This is a genomic window from Parabacteroides sp. An277 (assembly GCF_002159645.1).
Taxonomy (GTDB): domain Bacteria; phylum Bacteroidota; class Bacteroidia; order Bacteroidales; family Tannerellaceae; genus Parabacteroides.
In genome coordinates this window covers 83475-109592 of sequence record NZ_NFJB01000009.1, presented here as the reverse complement: position 1 = coordinate 109592, position 26118 = coordinate 83475, and the positions used below count along the sequence as shown (strand labels likewise).

Genomic DNA, 26118 nt, shown 5'->3' with positions numbered 1-26118 from the left:
GCAGTACTATACTGGCCAACATGTTCAAATAATCGTTTTCTATACTGCAAAATAAAGGTTTGTTCTTCAAACTAACAAATTTATCCCCACTAAATTTCTACTGAGCCCGACACTTGCTTCACTTGAAGCGAAAGGCGGCTCGTGAAGCCCCAGTCGAAACGCTCGTAATAATAGTTGTCGTATGGGTCACTCTTCAGGGTGCTCGTTTTTCCCTCCTCGTCTCCCTTTTCATAATCGGAGAACTGGGCATGATAACTGCCGCCCACGCCCACCGCCACATACAGGCCGGCTGCCGCCGAGAGGGCATAATCCTCGTTGATTTGCCATTTATATTTCGCCATCACAGGCAGTTGAAGGAAGTCCCGACGGATGTCGGCATCTACAAATTCTACCCCCTTCAAGTCCGTCAAATTCCCCATAGACGACATATAAGGATATTTCGGGAGAGGAAATGAGATCCAATCCTCCTTTCCGTCCTCGTTCTCGACCATCGCACTCCCATACGAATAGGATTCCCGCTTATAATAATAGTAGAGCCCGGAAGTAATCGCCCAGCCGTCCTCCTGTTTGTTAAAGAAATAGTCCACGCCCACGCCGAGCCGCGGAGAAACCGTCGCCCGCCGGTTTTCATATCCCTCTTTCATCATCGTAATACCCACCTCCGGCGTCACTTTGAACTGGGCTTGAGCCGCCGGAATCGCCCCAAACAGAGTGGACACAGCCACTGCCGATACACACAAAATCTTTCTCATATCACTTTTCATTTAAATGTTTCTGCCCCTAAGACACGAAACAAGGGAAAAACCCTTACTCGGGAGGAGGATTTTTTTCTATTTTTTCGAGAGATTGTGATTCACTCCATGCCACACAAAGGGCAGACCCGCAAGCCTGCCCTCTATTTTTCATTCTTAATTTTTCATTATTAATTAGACCAGCGTCACTTCCGGGCATTCTATCACGCGCGGCTCCTCGAGTGGCGTCTCCGTTCCGCTGTAGTAGGTAGTCAATGTCACCTGGTATTTGCCTTCCGTCAGGTCAATAGGAACTACAAAGACCACCTCTGTATCAGTATTATGTCCGAATATTGTGACCGTTTCTACGGACGTATCCGGCGAATCAGACTGGTAGAAGTCGATGGCTCCCGGGCTGGTTCCGTCCGAACCTACCAGGAGAAGTCCGTTGCCAGTGAACTTGGTTAGCTGACCGCGCGTCAGTGTTCCGTCCATTTTCTGCGTCTTCAGGTCCAAGACGCCCGTCACTTCAGATTCTACCTCCTCGGCTTCTGGAGTGATTCGAATCCATTCCAGCTGCTCGCTGTCCACGAGGGCACGGCTATACGTCCCGCTCGTAATCTTCTCCCGTTCAGGGATAAATTCGACGCGGACGGCCTGTACCTGTTTCTCGAAGTCGAAATCTTCGAGCTTCTTCACGCCCTTGGCGGTGAGCGTGTAGCGGAAATAGCCCAATCCTTTAATATGCACAGACTTGCCCATCGCCATACGTGCGTGCATCACGCCTGCAATGTCGCCCAGCACAGCCTGTACATCGGAATTACTCACTGTGGAAATCTTCGCCAAATCTTTGGCAATCGTTTCCGTCTCAACAGGTTTCCCCTGCACCACCGCACGAGGATAATACACCTCCTGCTGCTTGTTATACGCAATCTTGTAATACGGCATAACGATACTGTTTATATATTAATAATTCTGTTAATTTCTCGATACGGCGGAAAGAGCGTGTCAATACGCCGTATTGAGGATGTCTTTCCGCCGTATTGAGCGCGCCAATACGGCGGATTGAGAAAATACCTATTTTACTGCCTCCCGTAAACATCTCCTATGGATTAAAAACAAAAACGAACCGCCAACGCGGGTTGCTGCTCCATTTGCATCGGAGTGTGGATGATTTGGTTCGTCGCCCCAATCGCCAATGCTTTCCGTCTGTTCTTGTATGCGAAGACGAGAGTTGGGACGCTAGCAACGGTGAGAGCTCCACCGATGCAAGCCATCACTAAAAAACGATGATTTGTATCTGGGGTTTCCATATTATCCGCCACATAAGCAATAGAGCCTACTGTCATCAATGTACCTCCTATAGCAAATGCTGACCAACCACATGCACAGAGTGTTTTGAATTTCTGCCATTCTGGAGTTTGTTTGTAAAAGAACACATTTTCACTAACTGTGAATTTCCTTACTGCTATCGGATTTTCGCTTTGTACATCAAAAGGAAGAATAAGAAATATACATAAAATGATATATACTATTTTCATCTTTTGGAAAAAGTCTATTTTTCAATATATCTATATCATGGCACACTAAATAGTGCGCCATGAAGTAAAAAAAACATTTAGAATCCAGATTTATTAGGAAAGTCTAATCGTTTATACCAAGGACCTAGAGGGCCTGTGGTGTCTACAAACATACCAACTTCTCCCCATGCACCAGCATATTTGACCCATGGTTGAACAACCAAATGTTTGGCATTCTTTGTGATTTCCCACGTTTTACCATTTCCTGTAACATCATCAGCAACCCCTGTCTTATTAAAACTTCCAACTTTTTCATATGTTGCATGAGTTCCTTTTGCGCTATAAACTTTTAAAGTTTGAACACCATTAGATTTTGTCAATTCCAATTCACTAGCTTTATAGTATTTTGTAGTTCCATGTTGATCTAAATATGCACCAACAATTTCTCCCTCATAAATATCTAAAGTTACTCTTTCCCAATCACCTTGATGAGAAGCAATTCTTACTTTATTATAACCATAGAATAACCAATATTCTCTACGTTCTTTATGTAAACCATCTCTTTCATCGTCATAGTATGAAGAATAAACAAATGCTGCTACATTTCCCGTAGGATTGGCATCTCCTTTGACTTCTTCAGTTTGTGGTTGTAAAAAGACTTCAGATAAAGACGCATTGTGTTTAGGATCTCCGGGTCTTCGATTTAATATCATATCAGGTGAGTAAAACTCATTAATGACACTTACAGGAATATTGTAAAATTCATCCGCATGACTATCACTTCCTATAACAAAATCTCCTTCAATTTTACTGTAACCATCATCTTTATCCCCTTTATTATGCCGACGGAAGCGAGACTTTTCTATAAAATCTAATGGATCCATTGGAAAATATTCTTCGTCTGGATGCAAAGAAACAATCACCTTGATTTCTCTTATTGGTTCTTCCTTTGTTGTAATGATACCACTATAATAAGTAGTTGGCTGATTTTCGTCTCCACTATGACGACGACCTGTCATTACACGATTACCATCTGTCTTAAACCAAATACCTGCAGACTCTGTAATTGGATTAGACATAATGATATCTTCTACAAAAGTAGCTTGACCGTTGAATTTAACAGAAGCCGTAGCATATTGGGTATCCCCGTTTTCATCATCTTTATGCTGTCGACCTACAATCACACGGTTCGAAGGTACATTGAAATTACTGGAAGATTCCGCAACCGGACTACTCCATTGTACATCTTCAACCGTGATAGTTCCAGAAACCGCCTTTCCGTTCTCATCTACGGCTCTTAAAGTAGCATACTCATATTGAGTTTGACCATTTTCGTCGTCTTTATGATAACGACCCGTCATCACTGTGTTTGTAGGACATAAATAATAACTCTCGCTTTCTTTCATACTGGAAGAAAGACCTCTTACGTTTGGAATAATAATAATTTTTGCCATAATCATTAATTTATTTAATTAAACGAATTTCAAAATCTACATTTAATCGTATTTCTTTATTATTAGTAGAGACAGCATATATCCAGTTCCTTCCTTCTCCGTAACATTTGAAATGAAATATTGAATCATCTATCATATAGTAATCTATATTGCCAAAAGAAAAGTTACTATCTGAATTTGTACTTATTCATTTCAAACTATCATTTACAAATGTCATAGTCAAATCATCAAGCATGATCTTACTTTTTACAAAGTATCTATTTATATTCTCAACCTGGATTCTATACTCATTCAATTCAGGAAAACAAATAGCATTCCCCCAAAGAATGGTATCATTTTCAAATATCAAATTCTCAGTAGAATCACCCAATTGAGTGTATAAAGTAAACGTCGATCCACTTTTTATCTTCATTTGGCACGTTGAAGCAATATAATCTATTTTGCCGTCTGAACAAGATAACCCAATAGCTATTATACTAAGAAACAGACCATATTTATACAGAAATTTCATAACTCCAGTATATTTACATTCCATTTTAAATTTTCAGGATTACATGGATACCATATTTTCGGATCATCTGTATAGTCTAAAAAATAAACAAGATCGGTATACATTGAAAATTTTGATGGAGAAGTTGATGTTTCAGGAGTATAAAATCCATTATATCCTCTTGGGGCATTTACAAAATCATCTGTCCTCGGATTATCTAATAATAAACCACATTCTAATGATTCCGCACTACTAGGATGTTGGTTATTTTGAAGCTGGAATGTATATCCAACTTGTCCAATAGTTATAAAATAAGTTTTATGAGCTATCAGACCTAACTTATCTGCTGTTTGAAAATCCGAAAAATAAATTTCCAGATTCTCGCAATCTTCAAAAATCATAAACTTCTCTGTATAACCTACCTTAGTTACTGTAGTAATACTAGCATTGGGTATGGAGTATTTTGGGGTATAGTCTCTTTGCAAAGAATTCAAGTTTACCTTTTCTGCCAAAAAAGCATAAAAATCTTCCATAGACGAAATAATAGTGACATTTCTCATAGAATCTACAGAATTCATATTCAAACTTCTCGTAGATTCTATCCCAATGTTATTTAAAGCATCATTAGAACAAGAAAGAACTAATAAGGCAAATAACATTAAACTTAAAAATCCCTTATTCATAATGATAATTTCAAAGATTAATACTACCAAATACTAAATTCTCCCCATCCGTTATCGAAATCGTACCATCGTCAACATCCAAGCCATCTAAGGAAATAGTTACGCTTGGTGTCACATCTGTTTGTACCGATTCCTGATAAATAAGGTTACCACTCGCGTCCATAATAGAAACTATTACGTCGCCTAAGCCACATGGAAATTCGAATGTCAACGTCTTCGTCTTTTCATCTATATTACCACAAATAGATGTAAGAAGCTCCTCTGATGTTGGCAAAGAAAGCCATTCACCTTTCCAAAATATCTTCTCGCCAAAAGCGGGAAGAACTACCAATAGGGCAATTGCCACTGCAAACAATTTTACGACTCTCATCATAACTCTAAAAATTAAATTCTGAATGCAAAGGTATAGTCCTTCCAGAAAGCCTGCAAGAAAATATACCGTTTAGAACCGGACAAACTATTATTGTAAATCAACTATTTACATATCCAAAACCGGACAAGGTACATATAAAAGCGAAAATTCAATCACTCAAGCCTATTTCAGCCAAGCGTTGGGCAATTCTTTTGTCTGTAGCTTTTATTTCTAACTTGGTGCAGATACGAGTATAAGCCCGTGCAGGCGTATCACTGTTCACATGCATAAGAACAGATACATCTTTAGGTGAAAAACCAAATAAGGCAAGGTAGCAATATTGTTGTTCTTTCTCTGATAACTTGGCTTGCAAAAAACGGAAATGCAACCGAGGATAGATTATATCCATGAACGTATAAACTTCCTGCCAATCATCCGAAGATAAAGAATGTACTTCTTTCTTATCTGCTTTTTTATGCGTTGCTTTATATAAGTACTCCTGCATTTTCTGATAAATAGATGTTTTTTGTAACAGCAAAGTAATTTGTTTGATAAATTCCTCTCTCAGATTACTCATTTCCTTCCGAGCTTGCAAAGTTCGTTCGCTTAAACGTTGTTGCAAGTTCGTTATTTCATTCTCCTTACTTTTATATTTCTCCACAACCTTTGCCAAATAGGCTAAAAAATCTTTTTGCTGCGATTTTATTTGATTGGACTGAAATTGTAGCTCTTCGTTTTTTTCCGAGACCGATTTCTCTAACTTTTCTATTTGCTGCTCTTGCTGTTTATTTTTCGCTTTCTGCTTACCTATCTGATATTGATAGCATACGACAAATGTCAACAAAAGTACTATCGAACTTAATGCAATAATGGCTCTCCTATCCGCTTGGTGCTGTAAACGTGCGTTTTCTGTCACCATCCGTGTACGGTTGAATATTGCTTCAGCTTCGGCTAAATCTACCTGTCTTAGTTCCATTATATTATTATCCCATATATCCACATACTTTCTCATAGTATCCAATGCGGCCTTCAAATTTCCTTTTTTCTCTTCCAAAGTAGCATAATGATATAACAATTCCATATGTGTATAAGGATTTGAGCTCGGTTGCTTGGCCTCATTCAGGAAATATTCTGCTTTTTCCAGACTATCTTCTTTTAAATAAAGTCTTCCCAATGCAGAGCAAGTCGGTGCAGAATTATTCGGGTCAAAAGCGATAGACTTATATAAATAAGCTTTAGCCTTTGGCAAATTTCCCATCATGTGGTAGACATTACCTATACCATTATATATAATAGACATATCTGTAGAATCACCCAATTGACTAATAATAGAATCGGCTTGATACATACACTTCAAAGCCAAGTCTAATTTTCCTAATGCAGCATATTCTTTGCCCCAAAGTCTCCAAGTCAGTCCTAAATTTCGTTTATCATTTGTTTGTTGATAAAGTTTTACAGATTTTTCCATCCAGTTTCGAGCAGAATCATAGTCATCTTGCTCTTCGTATAAAATTCCTATTTCCTTACAAACACGCGCTGCCAAGTGCCAATCCTCCGCCTCGTGGCTTTGAGCTTCCGCTTCCAAGAAAGCATTCAATGCTGGGCGATGCAATCCCTCTTCCTGCAGCGCACGTCCCCAATAAAAACCCATGCGGGCTTGCTCTGTCAAATCGCCATGCTGCTCCATGTAATAAAGGGCACGCTCCAAATCATCCATATACGGAAGGGGAGACCCGATAGAATCCGCCAACTGGCACGCCAAGACGCAATAGCGCGTCAGCCACTCGTCCGACAACAATACCGGATATTCGACACTATCCAACCAAGCACGCGCCTCTTCGGGAGCAGCCGGCCATGCGGCTTCCGCCTGCTTTACCCACTGTTTGTACTCTGGTTTGTTGGGCATACACCCCACTAAATAGATGCTTAACAACAAAAATATAAAACTATGCTTCATTCTATTCTCTTTTTTATATGGTGCAAATATAATAAAAAAAGGGGCGCCCAGGCAAACACCCAGACAGCCCCTTCAGCGTATTCAGACAATTAACTTATTTCACGACTGAAATAGACGAAATCATGCCGAAGTTCTGATTATCGTTCACGTCCCATACGATTTTGCCGCTCTTATCTATTTCGATAAGTTGCGGGATGTGCTTGTCGGCCACCGTGGGGTCGTGTCCCTGCCAATTGCAGATATACAAGCCGCCGTCGGCCGTCGGGAGCAACTGCGCTACGAAGCAGAATTCCGTTCCTTCGATGTCGCCCGACTTCACAGTACGCAAGATTTCACCCGATTCGAGGTTGAACTCCACGTAGCAATGCGAATCGCCGCACGCCGCGAGGTAGTTTCCGTTCGGAAGCGGAATGACGCAATAGCCATTGCCCGGCAATTTCACCGTGCGCACGACTTCGCCCTTCGGACTAATCTCACGTATTTCCGCTGTTTGGAACAAAGGTATCATGTAATTACCCTGCGCATTCTTATAAATCTGGCGGAATTGCGCGTGCGGGTCTTCGATACCCGTCTCGTAGTTCAGCTCAAACAAGATATCGCCGGCTTGGTTCACCTCTAAAATACGGGTGGGATGCCCACAAGAAGCGACCAAGTAGTTGCCGTCTGGGAGCACGCGCGCCGTCTGGAACTCCGAACCTTCCGAAGCAGGGATATCCCAAAGGATGTTTCCATCCTGGTCCATCAAGCGGGCCCCTTTCTTATACGAGAAAAGAATTTTCCCGTCGGGAGTCCATACAGCCGAGTTGCATTCCCAACCCGCTTCCAAGGGATATTCCCATTGCACCTGTTTGGAAGCCTTGTCGATGATCACCATCTTGTTCCAACCCGAACCCGCCAGCAAAAGCTTCTCGGAAGCAGGCGACGAGCTACAAGCGGAAAAGAGGAAACCCACGATAGCCAACGCTACCGATAAAAACAATGTTTTCATCTTTATTTGCTCAAATCTTGATACATTTCATAACCTTGTTCCGCCGTGATACCGTCGTGAACAACCGCATGGACAGCCTGAATCATCGCAGCCGGATGCTCGCTCTGGAACACATTACGGCCCATATCCACACCGGCAGCCCCGTCTTGGATTGCGTTATAGCAAAGCTTAAGGGCATCCAGTTCGGGCACCTTCTTGCCGCCTGCAATCACGATAGGCACCGGACAAGTAGCTGCTACCCGTTCGAAACCTTCGCAATAGTAAGTCTTCACAATGCTGGCACCGTTCTCGGCACACATACGAGAAGCCAACGCGAAGTAACGCGCATCACGAGCCATCTGCTTGCCGACAGCCGTCACACCCATAACGGGAATGCCGTAACGATTGCCCAAATCGACCGCCTTCACCAAATTAGCTGCTGTAATCGCTTCACGTTCCTCGTCGCCTGCGGCAAACATAACCGCCATAGCCGACGCATTGTAACGGATAGCGTCCTCTACGTCGATAAGCACGTTGCGGTTCAACTCCGTCAAGATAGACGAACCTGCATCCGAACGCAAACAAACTGGCTTGTTTGTAGCCGCAGGGATAGACGATTGCAGAATCCCGCGCGTACACATCAAGCAATCCGCATATTCAAGCAACGGAACGATACTCAAATCAATGCGTTCAAGACCGGAAGTCGGTCCCATAATAAAACCATGGTCGAACGCAAGCAATACCGCTTTTCCCGACTTGGGGTTAAAAATACGAGACAAACGGTCTTTCATTCCCCATGGGAGATTGGACGCACCTTTCACATGAAAATTATCCACCGCTTGCGCTTGACCTAATCCAAAGTTATTGGCTTCTCTGAAGCCTTCCATATCTGGCATATTATTCAAAAATTAAAAGTTAAACATATCTTATTTCAACGCTTCGGCGAAAGAAGCAAACAGGCAACTCCAAGAAGCCGCACCGCTATCCATATAACCTACCGAACGCTCGCCATAATTGCGCGCACGGCCAAAGTTCGCCTTCATCGGAATAGTAGCTTCCGCACCGGCTAAAGCAGCCTTGGCTCCCGCTTCCAGGATTTCCCGAATGTCTGAAGAAGCACAAGCCTTCATCGCTTCGACTGCCGGAACCAACGCATCCATCATCGTCTTGTCGCCCACTTTGGCAGCCGTCTGTTGTTGCACATTGGCCAAGCCGCCGGCAAACATCTTCCGAACGCCGTCGGCATCCAATTCCGTTCCTTCCGCACAATCACTCATGCCCAAGAACAAAGCGCCCAGCAACGTACTTGTCGAGCCGCTCACTTCCAGCATCACATTCATGCCCATATCGCTCAACATCGATTTAAATTCAGTTCCCTGCTGAGCCGAACGAACTACACACGACAAGGCCGTAACGATAGCCGTACCATGATCGCCATCTCCTATAACAGCATCCAACTTAGAGAATTCCTCCTCTTTGGCTTTGATATTCTTCAAAGCCATGTCGAGCATGGCTTTGAAATCAGCAATTGTCAATTTATCCATAGCTTATCCTATTGTTGCCCAATACGGAGCGTTAGACATCTTGTTCAAATAAGCAATATGGTCATCATCCAAGACAGCCATAATCATCTGGAATCCGGCCTGTTCCTGAACCGTCAGAATCTCCTGAATGCGGCTGCAAGCCACTTCAAGACCGCGCGCCTTCAATTCCATATACGCTTTGCGGAAGACGATATTCAACTCCATGTGAGTAGTCGCGCCGACGCCATTGATAATCAACAGCATCTTGCTCCCTGCTGCGGGCTTTAATTGCTGGCAAAGCAAATCAACCATCTCGGCAGCCGTATCATCGGCCGATACAAGCGGTTTCTGGCCGCCACCGCCTTCGCCATGCTGACCCATACCGATTTCCATAATGCCTTCAGGCAGGTCGGAAATCGTTTCGCCATTCTGCGGATGCGTGCAAGAACGCATAGCCACGGCCAACGTCGCGCAATGCTTCGTATAACGTTCGCCGATTTCTACCAATTCGTCCAAGCTCTTGCCCTCTTCCGAAGCGGCGCCCAAAATCTTGAACAAAGGCACGCAACCCGCCAAACCGCGGCGGTCCTTATCGTCTGCGCCAATACCCGCGCTGATATCATCATGCGTCAAGATTTGCTTTACTTTGATGCCTACACGAGCCGCCAACTGACAAGCCATGTTCGCGCTCATCACGTCGCCCGAGTGATTCAATACCACTAACAAGATGCCGGCTTCACGCTTCATCAATTGCAACGCCTGGAATACACGCTGCGCACCCGGAGCGGCAAAGATATCGCCTACTACGGAGCAATCCAACATACCTTCGCCCACGAAGCCACTCAAAGCAGGTTCATGCCCCGAGCCGCCCAAAGTCACAATAGCCACTTTGTCTTCGCTCTTCGGGTTGGCACGTACGACAATGTTTTCACCACCCAATTTCACCTGATTCGGATACGCCAATACATATCCTTCCAATAATTCCGGCGTAATATGTTGCGGATCGTTGATAAATTTTGTTTTTACTTCAGCCATAATTTCTACCATTTAAAAGTTATTACTTGATTTCCATTAATTCGAGGGCAATACCTTCTTCTTCGATGAAGGCAATCGTCAGATGTTCATCGCACACAGCTGGCCCGAAGATAACCTTCTGCCCCTTCAAGGCTTCTTCCAAAGAGGGCACTTGATACGCGATATGGGCGGTTTTCAATACCAATTCAGGCAATGGGCTTTCGCCGCCTTCCCAATAAATAAACTCGATGCGGTTCGCACTTTTGCTATAGTCCGTCAACCAGACATTCAACCCTGCATTGTACATTGCTCCTTCCGGTTTATAGTTTACCGGAATGCCAAAATGATTCAATGTTCTCATAGCATTACTACTTTTTTATATTTATAAATGAAACAAATTATATCTCTAATTCTGCTGTTTTATGCCTATATTTCCATCGCGCCATAATACCCAATGCCACTACGACGACGATGCTTCCGATCAGATACGCAAAGATAGCATGAATTTGGTCATTCTCGCCATACGAATGCATCCCGCTTAGGAAATAATTTACCCCAAAGAAGGTCATCAGTACGGAACTAAAGGCCAATACGGACAAAAAATTGAACGACCAAAGGCTATACCATTTCCGCATCAGGCGGAGATGCGCCACCAAGGCATAGACCACCATCGTGATCAACGCCCACGTCTCTTTCGGGTCCCAGCCCCAATAGCGGCCCCACGATTCGTTCGCCCAAATCGCGCCCAAGAACGTCCCGATGCTCATCAGCGCCAGGCCTAACAGGAGCGCCATTTCGTTTACGACGGTCAGCTCCTCCATCCGCGTCGTCAGCATCGCCCGGTTCTTGGGCGTCACGAACGACATGATGGCCAAATTGGTAATGCCCAGCAAACCGCAAATGCCGAAGAAACCATAGGCCGCCACAATAACCGCGACATGGAACATCAACCAAGGCGACTTCAACACCGGCACCAAGGGACTTATCTGCGGATCCATCCAGCTCAAACCAGAAACAAACAGGATGATGCCGCCAAACAATGCCGCCAACGCCAACGTAATCCGGCTTCCCTTCACAAAGAGGAAACCCGCCAAGACCGTCGCCCACGAAACATACACCATCGTCTCATACGAATTGCTCCAGGGCGCATAACCTCCGATATACCAACGCATCCCCATCCCATACGTGTGGAAAAGGAACACGGCCAAAGCGCCCGCTATCAATAGCCACGACACATACCGTAATCCTGAAACAGGATAAAACATACGCAGGAAAGAAACAATAAGCAGCAATCCGCCCAACACCAGATAACCCACCTTGCATTGACCGAACACATTCATTTCATTGTAACGAATCTCTGCCTGCATTTTCTTCGGGCTGATGTCGACGCCTTTCGCTTTAGCTTGCTGGTAAGTACTGATCATGCCCAATACTTCGTCCGCCTTGCTCCAATCTTGGCTCTGCAAAGCCGTTTGCACTTCGCCTATATACCAAAGGAATACATGCGAGACAAACATCGAATCCTTCCCGCTATAAACCGACAGGTCGTCGCCCGGCGCATACCAACGATGGTTGGCATCATTTTCATCCGGGAAGATGCGGACCAATTGGTAATTAAACAAAAGATGCAGGATATTCACCTGCTCGTCCAGCTTCATCAAATCCTTATCAAAGCGCGTACGTTCGTTGGGTACTTTTCCATACGCCTCTTCTACTTGGGCTTGGAATTTATAATTCCCCGCTTCGTCGAACACTTGCAAATAGGCGCATGCCTTTTCGGGCAAACCAAACTTCTGCGCGATTTCTTCGTCGGAATAACTAATCAACGGGACGCGCATCCACATGTCGGGCATCGAAAACAACCCCAGCAGGAATTGGTCCGAATTCAAATCGCCCAGCTTGTCTTCTTTATGTATTTTACGCAAGATTTCCGACGAGAACGTATTCAATGGCACCATGCGCCCATTTTCCAATTGCACAGGCAAAGCGCCAAACTTCGCCGCATGGGCTTTATCCACGGCATATTTTTGCACGATAGCCTGCAGGTCGGCAGGCATCTCGTCCGCCTTCATATTCATAGGAAATAAGAAAGAAAAGAGGACAAGCGCCGCCACCTTTTCGGCCGCATGAATCTGCTTTAACCGGCGCTTCAAGTACATGAAACGCGAATGCTTGTCCACCAAACTCAGGATAAATCCGACCAACAGGAGGAAATACCCCGTATACGTTATATTCCGCCCAGCCACATCGCGATTGACGGACAAAACCGAGCCCAGCTCGTCCGGGTCATACGATGCCTGGTAGAAACGATACCCCTTTACATCCAATACATTATTCATGAAAATAAGCGCCTCCTCCGTCCGGCCATCTACATAAACCTTTATCTTGCTTTCAAACGACGACGGACTCATCGAACCCGGATAACGCTTCAAAATAAAATCCTCCAACTCTACTTCAAACGGCAACGTGTGGAACGCCATCTTGTCCCCATCCAGGCGGATGGCTATCTGATTGCTCTTCTCTCCCTCTCTCAGGTGCAAAATCCCCTCCTCGCTAAAGAGATGCGAACAAAACGCTCCTGCCAAAATCACGATAAAGGCCGCATGCAATACCAATACACTCCATTTCCCTTGGCTTACCAACTTTTTCCGCCATGCAATCACAACGAAATTCACCACCATCAGGAATTGCCACAAAAAAAACAGCGGCGCATGGTACACCCAAGCCTTGGCCGCCGGCGTCCCAGCTTGTTTCTCTATCCAAGTAGCCGCCGCCAGACAAATGGCATATACCAGCATCAACACAAAGGTTGTCCGATACGAAGAAAATAGTTTCAACAGGACCGATTTCATGTATTTATCAATACGCTTTTAGTCTCAATTCATTTTATAGTCGCCAAAAGAGACTTGCCGACAGGCTGAAAATCGAATTTAGACTCTAAATTAGGCTTTCCTTCTGAGCGAAAATCGAATTTAGACTCTAAATTAGGCTCTCCTTCTGACCGAAAATCAAATTTAGACCCTGAATTTAACTTTCCTTCTAACAAGAAGGCAAATTCAGATGCTGTATTTAACTTTCATTTTGACGGAGAACCGAATTTAGACTCTGTATTTAACACTCATTTTGAATGAGAGCCAAATTTAGACTCTAAACGGCATTTTCCGCCCTCATCCAAGCCCGGCATTTTTCCTTTTTTAACCAATCGGCCTTCCGACGGCTACTTAGAGCCGCCGGAAAACCCATCAGTTCAAATCTCAATCTTCAATGATTACGCGGAAACCGACATTGAATACCGGTTGCCACGGATAGTAAGCCTTGCGGCTATAAGCCGTCGAGAACTTCGGACGTTCAACCCATGAACCACCACGTACCACCTTATATTCAGAAGTTTCCTTCGAATTCTCCTTATACGGATAAGGCAGATAATCCGAACGAGTCCATTCCGCTACGTTTCCGTGCATGTTATACAAACCAAACGGATTCGCTTCGTACTTCTTGCCTGCAATCTGAATCAAGCTGCCATCGTTGACGCTTTCCACCTTCGGCAAGAATGTATAATACTTATACCAGAAGCTGGTCTTAGGCATTGGCTGCGGATCGATACCACTTACTGCCAACAAATTGGTTGTTTCATCCGCCAAGTTCTCCATCTTACCGAAGTCTGCATTCAGGTTGCCAAACCAGAAGTCCTCGTCGCTACCTGCGCGGCAAGCCCATTCCCATTGAGCCTCGGTCGGCAACGTCACATGCAAGCCCGTCTTTTCGCTCAACTGCTTGCAGAATTCCATTGCGTCGTTATAGCTTACGCGGATAACCGGTTGATCCGGGTCGTTTGCCACATAACCCTGGTGCACGTGGTCTTTCCACTGCTGATCCATGTGGCGACTGTCATGTTTCGGGAAGAAGACATTGTATTGTTGATTAGTAACCTCCAATTCGCCCATCCAGAACGATTTGTCAATCTTCACCTTGGCCGTCGGACGCGCATCCGATTCGCCATGATAACTACCCATCACGAATTGTCCAGCCGGGATACGGACAAACGTCATCTTCACGCCCGGAGCCAATTCGATTTCCATACGTGTTTCCTTCTCGTCAGCCAGCTTCTCCTTGATAGCTTCCGCATCAAAAGGCCATCCTTTCACCTTCAGGTTCTTTACCTTCACCGGTTTTTCCGGTTCCGGCATAACCGGGGTAATCGGGCCTTTCTTTTCCAAATAAGCTGCATAATCAGAGATTTCCTTCTTCCAATCAACGCCTGAACCACCTGCATACTTGTTGTTCAATTCGATACGACGCTGAATCTGGTCGAAGCCCTGGTACGGAATAATCTCTTTGCCCAAGACATTGGCATTGAAATACCCCTTATCCGGCGCATTGTAATCAATCCAGTTGTACAAGGTCTTCCATTCCTCTTCCGTCAGTTTCACATTGTGGTGTCCCTTCTTCAAGAGGCGAACCAACTCGCTCGTGTTCTGATAATATTCATACGGATAAAGTACCAACATATCGCCTTCGCCACCCTGACGGTGTACATACGGATGCAAATTCAAATAAGAAGTACCATACCCTAACTTATCCTTCTTACCACCCCGCAAGTCGAATGCCTTGCCTTCGCCGTTATGGCAAGCAATACAAGCGCGATCCAAGATAGGCTGGATTTCCAAATCGAATGTAAACGAACGCGTGCCTCCTTCCGGAGCTTTCAACGGAGTAGCCGCCTTCTGAGAAGCAATCACACGTTTCGGAATAGCAATCTCGTTTTGGTCTTCATGGCAACCTACGCAAGATACGACCTCGCCCGGCTGGCCTGTCAACCAACTACGCATCCACTGAATAGCCGCTCCATCCTTGTCTATCGGCTGGATAGAAATAGGCGTATTAGCCGGAATCTTGAAAATAACAGAACCATCTTCTTCAACCGGAACCGTACCCAACAGACGCTTGATATCCCAACCGCTCTGGATACCATGCCAGTTATGGTCTGATTGAGTCTTTACATACGCATATTCGTAAGCATGAATACGCAACTCTTTCACCGTACCACGCGGTACACCCTGCAAACCTTCACCTGTATAAATATCCTGGATAAAGACTGTAGCCTCTTTGTCGTTCAACTTCACACGGTCTGGAATAGCCGGAGGAGTTGTTGTCTTACGAACCAATATCGGACTAATATAACCTTCACCTTCTGCTTTATAAATACAAGTCACATTATCAAATACATCCACCAAATAAAGTCCCCACAAATCATCTGGGCTCAATTTAGCAGACACTAAGTAATATTTATCGTTCAACGGCATCGGCTTTACGAACTGCGGCCATACGCCATCCACCAACTGGTCTTTAATTTCTTCTACAATAGGACGATCGTGGTATGGAATCTCTTGTGTCATACCTGCCGCACCCTTGCGAGCTTTCGAAGGATCGAATAAAATCAAACGACCGGAACGAGCTACGCCATGATGGCCGGAAATAATACCTACGAAAGCAGACGGATGTCCCGGAAGAGGTTGTACATCAAACGTACTATTCGGGAACATCGAACCACTACCATAAAGCGCCTTCTGCTCTGTACCATCCGGGTTCATGTGCATCACAATACGAGAATAATAGTGCGTCAAATCCGTATATTCCCAACGCGTGTACATTACCTTACCATTAGCCATAATGGTCGGATTCCAGTTGGCATCTTGGTCGAATGTAATACGACGCATGCTTTGGTCTTTCGGATTATAAAGCACCATATTACCAACTGGGTCATCACCACTTACACAAGGCACACCCTGATAACCAATATTTGAGATGGCGATGATACGTCCATCGGGCAAATAGGTTCCATCATAGAACTCCAAATCCGGTTCCTTCATTTCCATCATGGGATGATAACCCGTTCCATCCAATTTCACTTCATGGATATTCCAACGCTTATCTGGCATCATTTGAGTGAACATCACGCGGTCTCCATCCCAATGCAACTTCAAATCTGCAATAGAAGAGCCATACTTAGCCTTATAAACCTGGCGCATCTGAACCGTATCGCCCCGCAAATTGGAAAGTTCCACAATCTCCGCATCAAATCCGCCACGACGAGCCGACTCCTGATTACTCCAGTTATTTGCTTGTGTACCCAAATCTGGTGCCATTGCCTGACGAGCCTTTACACCCAATTTAAAACGAGTAGCAACAATCTTATCTTTATCAAGAAGCGTATTACCCATCAAAATAGCCCGCTTATTAGCCAATGCTTTCCGGGCATCGGCCATGGCTTGCTCATCGCCTTTATAGATTCCGTCAAACCCTTTCTTATTTAAAGCGAGCAATTCATCCAACATAGGACCATACTTGGCCGTATCGTATCCTTTCCGCTTCTTCATATCATCATAAGCTTTCTGGATGGCATCTACATTCAACCAAGCCAATTCATCTTGGATGGTAGCTACGTTTTGTATTTGTTCTAATAACTCCAGGTACTTATGTATCTGAGTATTTACATCCGTCTCACTTTCTATTTGCTTTGCTAAACCCGCAAAATAAGTTTTATCCTTCAAATGAGACAACGCTTTCTCGACAGCCTGCTTTTCCACAGATGCATCCGCTGTAATCAACCACGAATCCAATCCATCGAGCACAGAACCCAACATAGATATCTCATTCGGATACTTGGCATTCAAAGCTTCGCCAACTTTACCTGGCATTACATTCAATGCCTGGAAGAAAACACTTCCGCCCGAAGATGAATCGTCGATGCCTACTTCTGCTTCAAAACGTACATATTCCCCATTCAATGGATAAACCAATGTTCCATTCGCATGACAGAATACGCCATGTTTATATTCTTTTCCATCAATAATAATCTCATGGTCGTAAGCATTCGTGTTCATTTTGGGTTTTGCCCAGCCAGCCACACCATATTCATACGGAATTTCATCAAGCCATACTTCCGTTCCATCTGCTTTAATTAAGCGAGCATTTGCCCACACAGCTTGGTCATAATCAGTTCCATCTGGACCTCCAGCTGTAACCAACACCAATTTTTCTAATCCCTTTACATCTACGCTAAACGGCTGCGCTTTTTGTTTATGCTTCACCCACTGAGAAATAACCGGCATTCCAGCCTCTTTCAATTTGGCTAGCAACTCACTCTTTGCCTTAACAGAAGCGTCAATCCACGATTCTGTATCTTGCTTTGGAGCCGCCCATAGCACTGTAGAAGTAGATAAAAGGACAGATGCTAATATCTGAAATCTATTCATACTCAAAATCCTGTTATATGTTTTTTAATGGTATTGCCCCATAGGGGGCTTTCATAACATTTACCGGGCAAGGCGGTCATCAGCTTTTGATAAACGCCTTGTCCGGATCAACACAAAAGAAAATTACAACGCAGCCTTGCTATTTGTGAAGCGCAAGCCATCATTATCGTGGTAGCAAGCCCATTCATCTACAATAGCACCTTCTGGACCAGCCATCATGAAGTGGAACGATTCCAACTTCTTCAAGCGCAATACGTCACCCACTTTCTGGACAGTGCAATTTACGCTCTTGATCGGACCGTGAGTCGCAGGGATTTCAGGCATGTTGTTTGTCGGGTCACCAATTTCTGAGCAATTGTAAACCCATCCTTTTTCAACCATCCAAGATTCATGCTTTGCCGGATATTTTGTCTTCATGTGCGCATGTTCAGGTATCATCTGGCCAGGCAACAAATAGATTGCATGAGCAAAGTAACCATATTCCGGATCATTTACCCAGAAAATACCACCCATACCTACATGTTCGAAATCACCCAAACCGAAGTCTGTTACCCACATGTCTTTTGCCATCAAATCGGTAAAAGGTACGCCATAGAAAGCAAACATATCCTTCATTGCCTCCATAGCAACATCTTGTTGAAATTTGCCGTCTTTATAAAAATCGGCATTCGTGTACTTTTTTGAATAAACCATTGCTTTATCCTCCTTTACGTTAGATTGATTTTCTGTTGTTGCATTCTCTGTTGAAGTCGCATTAGCCGACTTGTTCGTACAAGCCACTAAAGAGCACAGCCCTAAAGCGACTACCATTGTTTCAAACATTCTTCTTTTTTTCATTGCTCTATTTGTTTAATTATTTGTTATAATGAATTCACATATTCGGTTAGTGCCTCAATTTCTTCATCTGACACTTTTTGGTCAATGCCATGCTTGTAAACGCTGAACACCTCCTTCATGGTAGGAGCGATTCCGTTGAACAAGTAAGGAGCCGTACGCCATACTTCGCGCAATGTCGGCGTATCCCATCCTTCCTCGAACTCTACATTTTCTCCTATCACATGCAATTTCTGATCCGTATAATAAGGACCACTATGGCATTCTCCGCATTTCAATTTATCGAATACTTTACGCCCTTCTTTTGCTTTTTCGCTCAGTTCTCCATTCACTAAATAAGGACTTGGTACCGGTTTCAATGCTTTTAAATACTTATCTACACATACAGCCATTTCCTCTTCCGGTTCATAAAATTGAATATATCGAAAACCAGCCCGTACCGCAAGTTCTGCTGACTCACGAATACCCGATATCATACAACGAGGAGTCACATGACTAAACAACAAGCTCTTGCAATTTTTAGGATTTCCGATTCCATCATTCATCAAATCCCAATTCATGCCGTCTGTCCGCCCATCACCCGGATGGCAACCATTACAACTCTGCCAATTCTGGAAGCAATGAGTAGCATCATTAAAGTACTTTTCACCCTTTTGCTCATCGGTTTCTTCACGGTCAGGGTTCAAAGCAACAGATGTCACTTCTAAAGTTTCTTTGTCTACTACATTTAATACATCCGCAAAATAAGTAGGAATAATGAGCTTATCTTCGGTCGTTATCATACAGCGCGGTCCGTTTCCTCCCAAAGGAATGCGTTGTCTTAACCCATACAAAAATGTCAAATCATAATCCAATTTTGACTTATCTGGATAGTTCGCCAACTTTTCCAGCATGGCTTGATGATCAATAACACTGACTTCATGCGTACCGCTATGCGTAATATAGATTTGATTCTCATCACAGTCAATGCTCCAAATGCCTGCGGCTCCCCTATCCGGTTCATCCACAATTACGACACCTGCGAATTCCTGTTTCTCTACATCTATAATACTAAATGCGCTCGTATTCATCCATCCTTGCTGCAATTGAGACGTGGGTACAGCAAAACGTCCTAAATTGTGAGACACATATACATATTTACCATCTGGCGTAATGCAACATCCTCGTAACGCATTACTTCCGTTCGCCAACTGAATATCTTTAATGCGTTTAAAACTTTTCATGTCGATGACAGACACACATGCTGCTACAATATCTATATCAGCTCGTTGTAAAGGCAAAAAATTGGCTACAAACATGTATTTTCCATCTTTGCTCAGGACTGCCGACCTTGGTTCACGCAAAACGTCTACTTCTCTTACAACCTTATTCGTCGCAAGGTCTACTTCCATCACTGTATTGGAAAATTGATTGCATACATAAAGCAATTTACCATCCGCGCTCAGGAAAGGATGGCAAGCACCCGACCCCATGGGAATGGAAGCCTCAATCTTTCCCGTCGGTAAATCCAAAATTTCAAGACTACCTTTCGTCTCAAATGTAGTTATATATGCTTTATTTTTCAGTAATAAAATCCCGGTAGGTATTTCATTCACCGGATAGGATTGTAATAACTCTCCTTCTGGCGAAAAAACATCTACGCATTTTTTCCCCTTTTCCGTCATCCACATTTGTCCTTTTTCATCCAACTTCAAATCGGTCGTAAAAAAGGGAGGCGTCCCTGCTTCCGCATTCCATAAGCAACAGAACGTAAAACCTACTACCAGTATTTCTCTCAATGTCCGTTTATTTATTTTCATGGCTCTATATTTATTTTACTACATTCATCTTTGAAGTCAAACTATAACCCAATTCTTTGGATATTTGTTTTGCCACTTGCATCACAGCCTTGGCCGAAGTTTGCATTATCTCTTTGGGTAATCGGTCTTTCGGACCTAACATCCAAATCGCTCCACAAGGATATCCTGTATAATCCAAAATGGCGGCACCTATGCAAATAACCCCCGTCATCTCTTCTTCATTATCTAATGCATAGCCCAATTTACGCACCTTTTCCAACTCTTCCAAATAAACATCCTTCTCAGTAATTGTGTGCGAATTATACCGCTCAAAGTGCATATATGATAAATACCTATCTCTTACAGTATTCGGCAAATAAGCCATAATGGCTTTTCCCGGTGCGGAGCAATGTAATTCAAAAGATTTACCAGGTGATAATACGAAATGGAATGTATGCAATCCCTGCGCTTGCTCAATGAATATGCCCTTTTCATTACCCAATACACCAAAACAAACGGTCTCCTTCACTTCGTCCCGCAATGCCTGCAGACGAGGAAGAACCACTTCCAGCATATTATGTTCCTTCAGCGAACGAAAACCAAGCGTCAAAAGTTTACGTGAAACTTTATATCGCTTAGCGCCTTCTTCATAAAACAGATATCCTAACCGCAACAACGTATTCAAAATACGATAGGTAGTCGTTTGCGAGAGTTCAAGCGCTTGCTTTATCTCTTGCAACGTCTTCCCTTGCGAGTAAAAGGAGAGATATTCCAATACGGCTATCCCTTTCTCCAAATTCGGCACCTTGTAATTTTCGTCTTCTTTTTTCATATTTGGCAGAAATATTTCCATATTTGAAATATTATTCCTGATTTGAACCAAATTTACACTTTCATCAGGAAACAGGTTCGCTTATAGGTTAAAAAGAAGTTAATTATGTTGTAGAACATATTGTAGACCTCTAAAACGACTATTTTTTCGAACCTGCCCTTTTATATCGGCAAAATTAAGTCCTTTTTTCGGACATTTTTCAAAAAAAATGGACGAAAATAATTGCATATCTAAGATATTCTTCTCACCTTTGCATTGTCATATAACAATAGTACAACATATCTTTAAAACAAGAGAGACATGATTAAATTCGTATTGGATTATTCGAGTGGCGTACCTATCTATCGCCAAATTATTGACCAAATTCGTTATGGCATTGCGTCTGGTCAGCTTCGTCTGGGCGAACAGCTTCCTACGGTTCGCGCCCTCGCGGTTGAATTGAAGGTTAATTTAAACACGGTCTCTAAGGCTTATAAAGAATTAGAAATCAAAGAGATTTTATCGACACAACAAGGTTCGGGCACCTATATTAACAAATCTGAGGTAATGTTATCGGAAAAGGAAAGGACTGATAAACTTCGTGAAATTTGTACTCAGTTTTCTTCAAAGGCTCTCAGCTACGGATTCACCTTTGATGAGATTATTCAGGCATTGCAAATGTTATCAACTTCTAAAATAAAATAGTTATGACGACTTATGTTATTCAAAAGGGATGGTTTAACTCCATCTCGGTATCGGTATGGGTGGTGTTGCTGGGAATCTCGGCAGCTTTGTATGTATTGCGGGTGGTGAATCTTCCGGTCGCGCTGGTCTTGGTGTTGGTTTCGTCGCTGATTTCGTCGTCGATACGGGTGGCGGATCAATGGGAACGGGCTGTCGTGCTCCGCATGGGGAAATTTGCAGATCTCAAGGGACCGGGTCCCTTCCTGATTATTCCTATCCTTGAGAGCGTATCGACCTACATCGATCAGCGGGTACGGGTATCGGCATTTAAGGCAGAACAAACCCTTACGAAAGATACGGTACCGGTCAATGTGGATGCGGTAGTATACTGGACGGTCTGGGATGTCGAGAAAGCTGCGCTCGAGGTGCAGGATTACCAAACGGCTATCGAACACATCGCGCAAACGGGCCTCCGCGATACCATCGGTAAGCACGAACTCTCCACGCTCTTGCAAGAACGGGACCGAATCGCAGAGGACTTGCAGCAGGTATTGGACCACAATACGAACCCGTGGGGCATCACGTGCCAGACGGTCGGCATCAAAGACATTGCTATCCCGCAAGACCTCGCGGAAGCGATGAGTAAAGAGGCTCAGGCCGAACGCGAACGCCGGGCGCGCGTCATTCTTGGAACGGCCGAGACCGAGATTGCAGAGAAGTTTGCCCAGGCCAGCTCCCAGTATCGCGATAACCCCGTCGCCCTGCATCTGCGCGGTATGAACATGCTCTTCGAGGGCCTAAAGGAGAAGGGATCGATGGTGATTGTACCCAGCTCCGCACTCGACACGATGAATCTCGGTTCTATCGCCGGCCTCTCCTCCTTGGCGAAAGAATCGAGACCGGAAGCGTAACGTTTTTTTCCTATACATTATATAATAGATAGCATGAAAACATATCTCTTTTACGCCTTTTTGGCAGGCATTCTTTTCGTTTTTTCCGCCTGCAAAGAGGAATCTCAAACGATAGGTCTGGAGGTCATCGACGTGGAAACGGCTTACCGGCATCCGTCGGAAATCCGTGCTTCCGACTATTTTTCGCACATTCGATATGTTCCTTTAGAGACTTCCGATAGTGTTTTGATAGGAAAATCGCCGTCGCTCTTTGCGACAGGAGATAAATTGGTTATTACCTCCGAGCAGCACCCCTGTTTTGCCTTCGACAAAGAAAACGGGGCATTCCGCAACGTTATCGGGCATATCGGCAACGATCCGACTGGAAGCGTACGGTCAGACGGCTGGTTTAACGAAAAAAATGCCTGTATGTACTTTCCGGCAGGAAATTTTCGCTCAGTGGTTTATGATTTGAACAATAACTTCAAAGGTTATTTCCACGACATTGAAAGATACTACGGTTTTTATGGCGCTTATTGCTATACATGGTTGGATTCCACGACGCTTGCGGCCCATTTTCCGGCAAACGACAAGCTACCGGACCGCGTCATCCTCTTTCGTGATACGACGCGTCTCGCCACGATTGCCGTGCCCCATAGCACGATAAGCCTCATCCCTTCCACTACGGAAGAAATGGAAACATTCCAGGTTTTCCAGAAGCTGATATGTGGGCACGACGTTTTGTATCTTCATTTCAAGAATCAACTCGTTTTGCCAGTCATTCCTGCGGTCGACCCCTTCTGGCATGCGGGCGATAAGCTCTATTTCAAAGAATTGTATAACGATACCATTTACCGGGTTTCGCAAACGGATTTGCTTCCAGAACGGGTGTTCGACTTCGGTTCGATGCGCTACGCCTTCGAAGACCGGTATAAGGAGCATAAAGACCACGCGATTTTCCCGTTAGATATCTATGAGAATCAAACCGTTTTATGGATGCGTTTCGCGGTGGACATTCTTCATCCCAAAGCATGCAAAAACTATAATCTGCTTTACAATAAACAGAAGCAAAAGGCACAAGTGGCTCCTTTCCAGGAGGGAATTAGCAATGACCTGACCCATTTCCTCTCCCTGCAGCCTTCGTATGCCAACGCTGAGGGCGAATTTTTCCAGTTGCTTTCGGCGGAGGAAATCGCGGATTGGTTCGATTCCCATCCGGAGGTAGCGAACCTCCCGCCCGAGGTGGAACAGTTGCGCCACTTGACGCCGGATGACAACCCCGTGGTGGTGATTATGAAATAAAATTTCGACAAGAATCCAATTATCTAAATATCAATACATCATGAAACGAACAGTTTGCATTTTTGCCGCGCTTCTCCTACTCCTCTCCTGCGGTAATAAGAAAGAAGAGGCAGTTGTGGTGAATTTTTCGCGGGAAGAGATTCCCGAACAGCAGGAATTGCGCGATGCGGAGCCGGTCGTGCTGGAAGATACCTACAATAATCCGCTCTATTATTGGGTATTGCAAGACTCTATCGTACTGGCAAATAACCAATCGGGTTGTGAATATTTCCTGGAGTTCTTCTCGCTTCGGACTCGCCAGCGGTTGCTCAGCGTGGGGACGCATGGAAATGGTCCGGGTGAGTTCCTCAATCTGATAGCCTTTGTGCCGAACTGCCAGGCGGAAACCTTTTTGGCCATCGACCTCAATCGGAGTCTCTATTTTGAAATCGATTGGAAAAAGACCTTGGAAAATAAAAAGTTGGAGATTATCCGGAGCTTCCGCTATAGCTCGCAAACCCATCCCCAAATCCCGCCCTGCGTTCTGACCGACAGCACGTACCTCGCTTACAATTTCTGGTATTCGCCAGACTCGGCGCATCCCAACAATGTCCCTGAATTTCAAATCCGGCCGATGGAAGCGCCTGACACGATCAAGACCGAATTCCTGACCCTTCATCCCGATATGGAATATTTCCCGGCCGAAGTGAATGGGGCATACCTGTTTCGTCCGTTTGGAAAAGAAATCTGGGCGGCCGACTTCCATCTTCCTCGCCTCCGCCTCTACGACGATTCGCTCCACCTCGTGAAGGAAATTAAGGGTCCGGACCTGTATGAACCGGAATATGAGGTGGCGAAGGCAAACATCCCAATATGGTACTTGAATTTTGCAAATAGCCAGACGCGCCTTTCCTACTATAATTGGTGCGTCACGCGCGCACGCGTGTACCTTATATATATGGGCTACGACGGCACCCACATGCTGGATGAAACCATTCCGCCAGTGGAAGTGTATGCGTTCGACCCTATGGGAATACCCACGGCCTGCTACCGGCTCGACCGCTTCTGTACCAACCTGTCGCTGGATGAAAAAAACGGCTTCTTGTATGCCTCCACAAAGAAAAATGTGGGAGATAACATCGAGTTGGTACGCTATTTATTAAAAAACTGATATTTTTTTAATCGAAAATTTGGTCAATTCAAAAAGATTATCGAACTTTATAGCGCCATAGAAATTTTGGGTTAAGAGTACTGGCAGTAACTCGTTATTCCATTGTATTTGTTTCATTGATTTTCAAACGAAAGTGCTGCCAGTTTTTTTTAGTTGTTTGGCTTCCTATCGAAAGACACGGAAGCATTGTCTTTGAAAAATTTTTATCGCCGAACACTTCGAATATTATCCTGCTGAAAAAAGATGCCTTGCGAACATTACGAAAGTAATCCCGCGAGAAAAGGATTGTTATCGAAAACTGCGAAAGCAATCCCGCCGGAAAAAGATAGCTGGCGAACGGTGCGAAAGCAATCCCGTGAGAAAAGAATTGGATGCGAAGCCTGCGCAAGTAATCCCGCCGAGGAAAAACAGCTGGCGAACGGTGCGAAAACAATCCCGTGAGAAAAAAATTGAGTGCGAACGTTGCGAAATCAATTCCGCCAGCAAAGAACTCTGAGCGAACAGTGCGCCAGCAAAAGAAATTAAAAAGGATAGCGAGCGAATGGTGCGCTTTTAATAACTCCATCCAGTTATTAAAAGCGAAAAGTGCGAAAGCAATCCTTTTTAAAAAAGATTCCAAGCGAACACTTCGCACATAATTCCATTTCAAAAGGATTCCTTTCGAACGCTTCGACGAGAATAATTTTAAAAACTCACTGTAATCGAAAGCTTCGATTAAAAAA

General features: G+C 44.3%; 23 protein-coding genes and 1 pseudogene. 4 read left to right on the top strand and 20 right to left on the bottom strand.

What is annotated here, in order from left to right; genetic code table 11:
* Nucleotides 1-89: 89 nt before the first annotated feature.
* The 19 genes and pseudogenes from B5F77_RS05395 to B5F77_RS05305 all read right to left on the bottom strand — a co-directional run bounded on the left by B5F77_RS05395 (nt 90) and on the right by B5F77_RS05305 (nt 21412).
* Nucleotides 90-752 carry an outer membrane beta-barrel protein gene (locus B5F77_RS05395; RefSeq protein WP_162607958.1) on the bottom strand — a complete coding sequence of 221 codons (663 nt, stop codon included), beginning with the start codon at nt 750-752 and terminating at the stop codon, nt 90-92.
* 174 nt (nt 753-926) lie between these two features.
* Nucleotides 927-1259, bottom strand: coding sequence for a DUF4469 domain-containing protein (locus B5F77_RS15975; protein ID WP_255377031.1), 333 nt, complete (start codon nt 1257-1259; stop codon nt 927-929).
* 12 nt (nt 1260-1271) lie between these two features.
* Nucleotides 1272-1679: pseudogene (locus B5F77_RS15970) on the bottom strand (HU family DNA-binding protein); the annotation flags it as partial.
* Nucleotides 1680-1843: 164 nt separating this feature from the next.
* On the bottom strand, nt 1844-2272 hold the full coding sequence (locus B5F77_RS05380) for a hypothetical protein (protein ID WP_087328719.1): 429 nt from the start codon (nt 2270-2272) through the stop codon (nt 1844-1846).
* Nucleotides 2273-2349: 77 nt separating this feature from the next.
* Nucleotides 2350-3705, bottom strand: a complete 1356-nt coding sequence (locus tag B5F77_RS05375) for a Vps62-related protein (protein ID WP_162607957.1) — start codon at nt 3703-3705, stop codon at nt 2350-2352.
* Between the two features lie 187 nt (nt 3706-3892).
* The gene (locus B5F77_RS05370; protein WP_087328714.1) at nt 3893-4216 is read right to left on the bottom strand and encodes a hypothetical protein; all 324 of its coding nucleotides are present in this window, start codon (nt 4214-4216) and stop codon (nt 3893-3895) included.
* Entirely contained in the window at nt 4213-4878 is a 666-nt protein-coding gene (locus B5F77_RS05365) for a hypothetical protein (RefSeq protein WP_087328712.1), read from the bottom strand. Before B5F77_RS05365 ends, B5F77_RS05370 begins: the two co-directional genes overlap by 4 nt.
* 10 nt (nt 4879-4888) lie before the next feature.
* The gene (locus tag B5F77_RS05360; protein ID WP_087328710.1) at nt 4889-5251 is read right to left on the bottom strand and encodes a DUF3244 domain-containing protein; all 363 of its coding nucleotides are present in this window, start codon (nt 5249-5251) and stop codon (nt 4889-4891) included.
* 148 nt (nt 5252-5399) lie between these two features.
* Nucleotides 5400-6947, bottom strand: a complete 1548-nt coding sequence (locus B5F77_RS05355; protein WP_162607956.1) for a tetratricopeptide repeat protein — start codon at nt 6945-6947, stop codon at nt 5400-5402.
* Nucleotides 6948-7281: 334 nt separating this feature from the next.
* The gene (locus tag B5F77_RS05350) at nt 7282-8175 is read right to left on the bottom strand and encodes a WD40 repeat domain-containing protein (protein ID WP_087328706.1); all 894 of its coding nucleotides are present in this window, start codon (nt 8173-8175) and stop codon (nt 7282-7284) included.
* Nucleotides 8176-8177: 2 nt separating this feature from the next.
* Nucleotides 8178-9050 (bottom strand): 3-hydroxy-5-phosphonooxypentane-2,4-dione thiolase, encoded by an 873-nt coding sequence (lsrF, locus tag B5F77_RS05345; RefSeq protein WP_087328704.1) that lies wholly within the window; start codon nt 9048-9050, stop codon nt 8178-8180.
* A 30-nt stretch (nt 9051-9080) separates the two neighbouring features.
* Nucleotides 9081-9698, bottom strand: a complete 618-nt coding sequence (locus B5F77_RS05340; RefSeq protein WP_087328703.1) for a DAK2 domain-containing protein — start codon at nt 9696-9698, stop codon at nt 9081-9083.
* 3 nt (nt 9699-9701) lie between these two features.
* Nucleotides 9702-10712: a dihydroxyacetone kinase subunit DhaK gene (locus B5F77_RS05335; RefSeq protein WP_087328738.1), complete on the bottom strand. Its 1011-nt coding sequence runs from the start codon at nt 10710-10712 to the stop codon at nt 9702-9704.
* A gap of 22 nt (nt 10713-10734) precedes the next feature.
* Nucleotides 10735-11052 (bottom strand): hypothetical protein, encoded by a 318-nt coding sequence (locus B5F77_RS05330; RefSeq protein WP_087328701.1) that lies wholly within the window; start codon nt 11050-11052, stop codon nt 10735-10737.
* 37 nt (nt 11053-11089) lie between these two features.
* Entirely contained in the window at nt 11090-13543 is a 2454-nt protein-coding gene (ccsA, locus tag B5F77_RS05325; protein ID WP_087328699.1) for a cytochrome c biogenesis protein CcsA, read from the bottom strand.
* Between the two features lie 402 nt (nt 13544-13945).
* Nucleotides 13946-17947 (bottom strand): SUMF1/EgtB/PvdO family nonheme iron enzyme, encoded by a 4002-nt coding sequence (locus B5F77_RS05320; RefSeq protein WP_087328697.1) that lies wholly within the window; start codon nt 17945-17947, stop codon nt 13946-13948.
* Nucleotides 17948-18070: 123 nt separating this feature from the next.
* Nucleotides 18071-18784, bottom strand: coding sequence for a hypothetical protein (locus B5F77_RS05315; RefSeq protein WP_087328695.1), 714 nt, complete (start codon nt 18782-18784; stop codon nt 18071-18073).
* Between the two features lie 23 nt (nt 18785-18807).
* Nucleotides 18808-20580 carry a YVTN family beta-propeller repeat-containing protein gene (locus tag B5F77_RS05310; RefSeq protein ID WP_087328693.1) on the bottom strand — a complete coding sequence of 591 codons (1773 nt, stop codon included), beginning with the start codon at nt 20578-20580 and terminating at the stop codon, nt 18808-18810.
* A gap of 10 nt (nt 20581-20590) precedes the next feature.
* Nucleotides 20591-21412, bottom strand: coding sequence for an IclR family transcriptional regulator (locus tag B5F77_RS05305; protein WP_087328691.1), 822 nt, complete (start codon nt 21410-21412; stop codon nt 20591-20593).
* Nucleotides 21413-21691: 279 nt separating this feature from the next.
* Between B5F77_RS05305 and B5F77_RS05300 the strand changes: the two genes are divergently transcribed.
* Genes B5F77_RS05300 through B5F77_RS05285 form a run of 4 tightly spaced genes read left to right on the top strand, consistent with a single transcriptional unit; the run spans nt 21692 to nt 25396 of the window.
* Nucleotides 21692-22075: a GntR family transcriptional regulator gene (locus tag B5F77_RS05300; RefSeq protein WP_087328689.1), complete on the top strand. Its 384-nt coding sequence runs from the start codon at nt 21692-21694 to the stop codon at nt 22073-22075.
* 2 nt (nt 22076-22077) lie between these two features.
* Nucleotides 22078-22965, top strand: coding sequence for a slipin family protein (locus B5F77_RS05295; RefSeq protein WP_087328687.1), 888 nt, complete (start codon nt 22078-22080; stop codon nt 22963-22965).
* A gap of 33 nt (nt 22966-22998) precedes the next feature.
* A complete protein-coding gene (locus B5F77_RS05290; RefSeq protein ID WP_087328685.1) occupies nt 22999-24246 on the top strand; it encodes a DUF4934 domain-containing protein in 1248 nt (415 codons plus the stop codon).
* A gap of 40 nt (nt 24247-24286) precedes the next feature.
* The gene (locus B5F77_RS05285) at nt 24287-25396 is read left to right on the top strand and encodes a hypothetical protein (protein ID WP_087328684.1); all 1110 of its coding nucleotides are present in this window, start codon (nt 24287-24289) and stop codon (nt 25394-25396) included.
* 94 nt (nt 25397-25490) lie between these two features.
* Here the strand turns inward: B5F77_RS05285 and B5F77_RS05280 are convergent, their stop codons facing one another.
* Nucleotides 25491-26045 (bottom strand): hypothetical protein, encoded by a 555-nt coding sequence (locus B5F77_RS05280; protein ID WP_140392817.1) that lies wholly within the window; start codon nt 26043-26045, stop codon nt 25491-25493.
* Nucleotides 26046-26118: the final 73 nt, after the last annotated feature.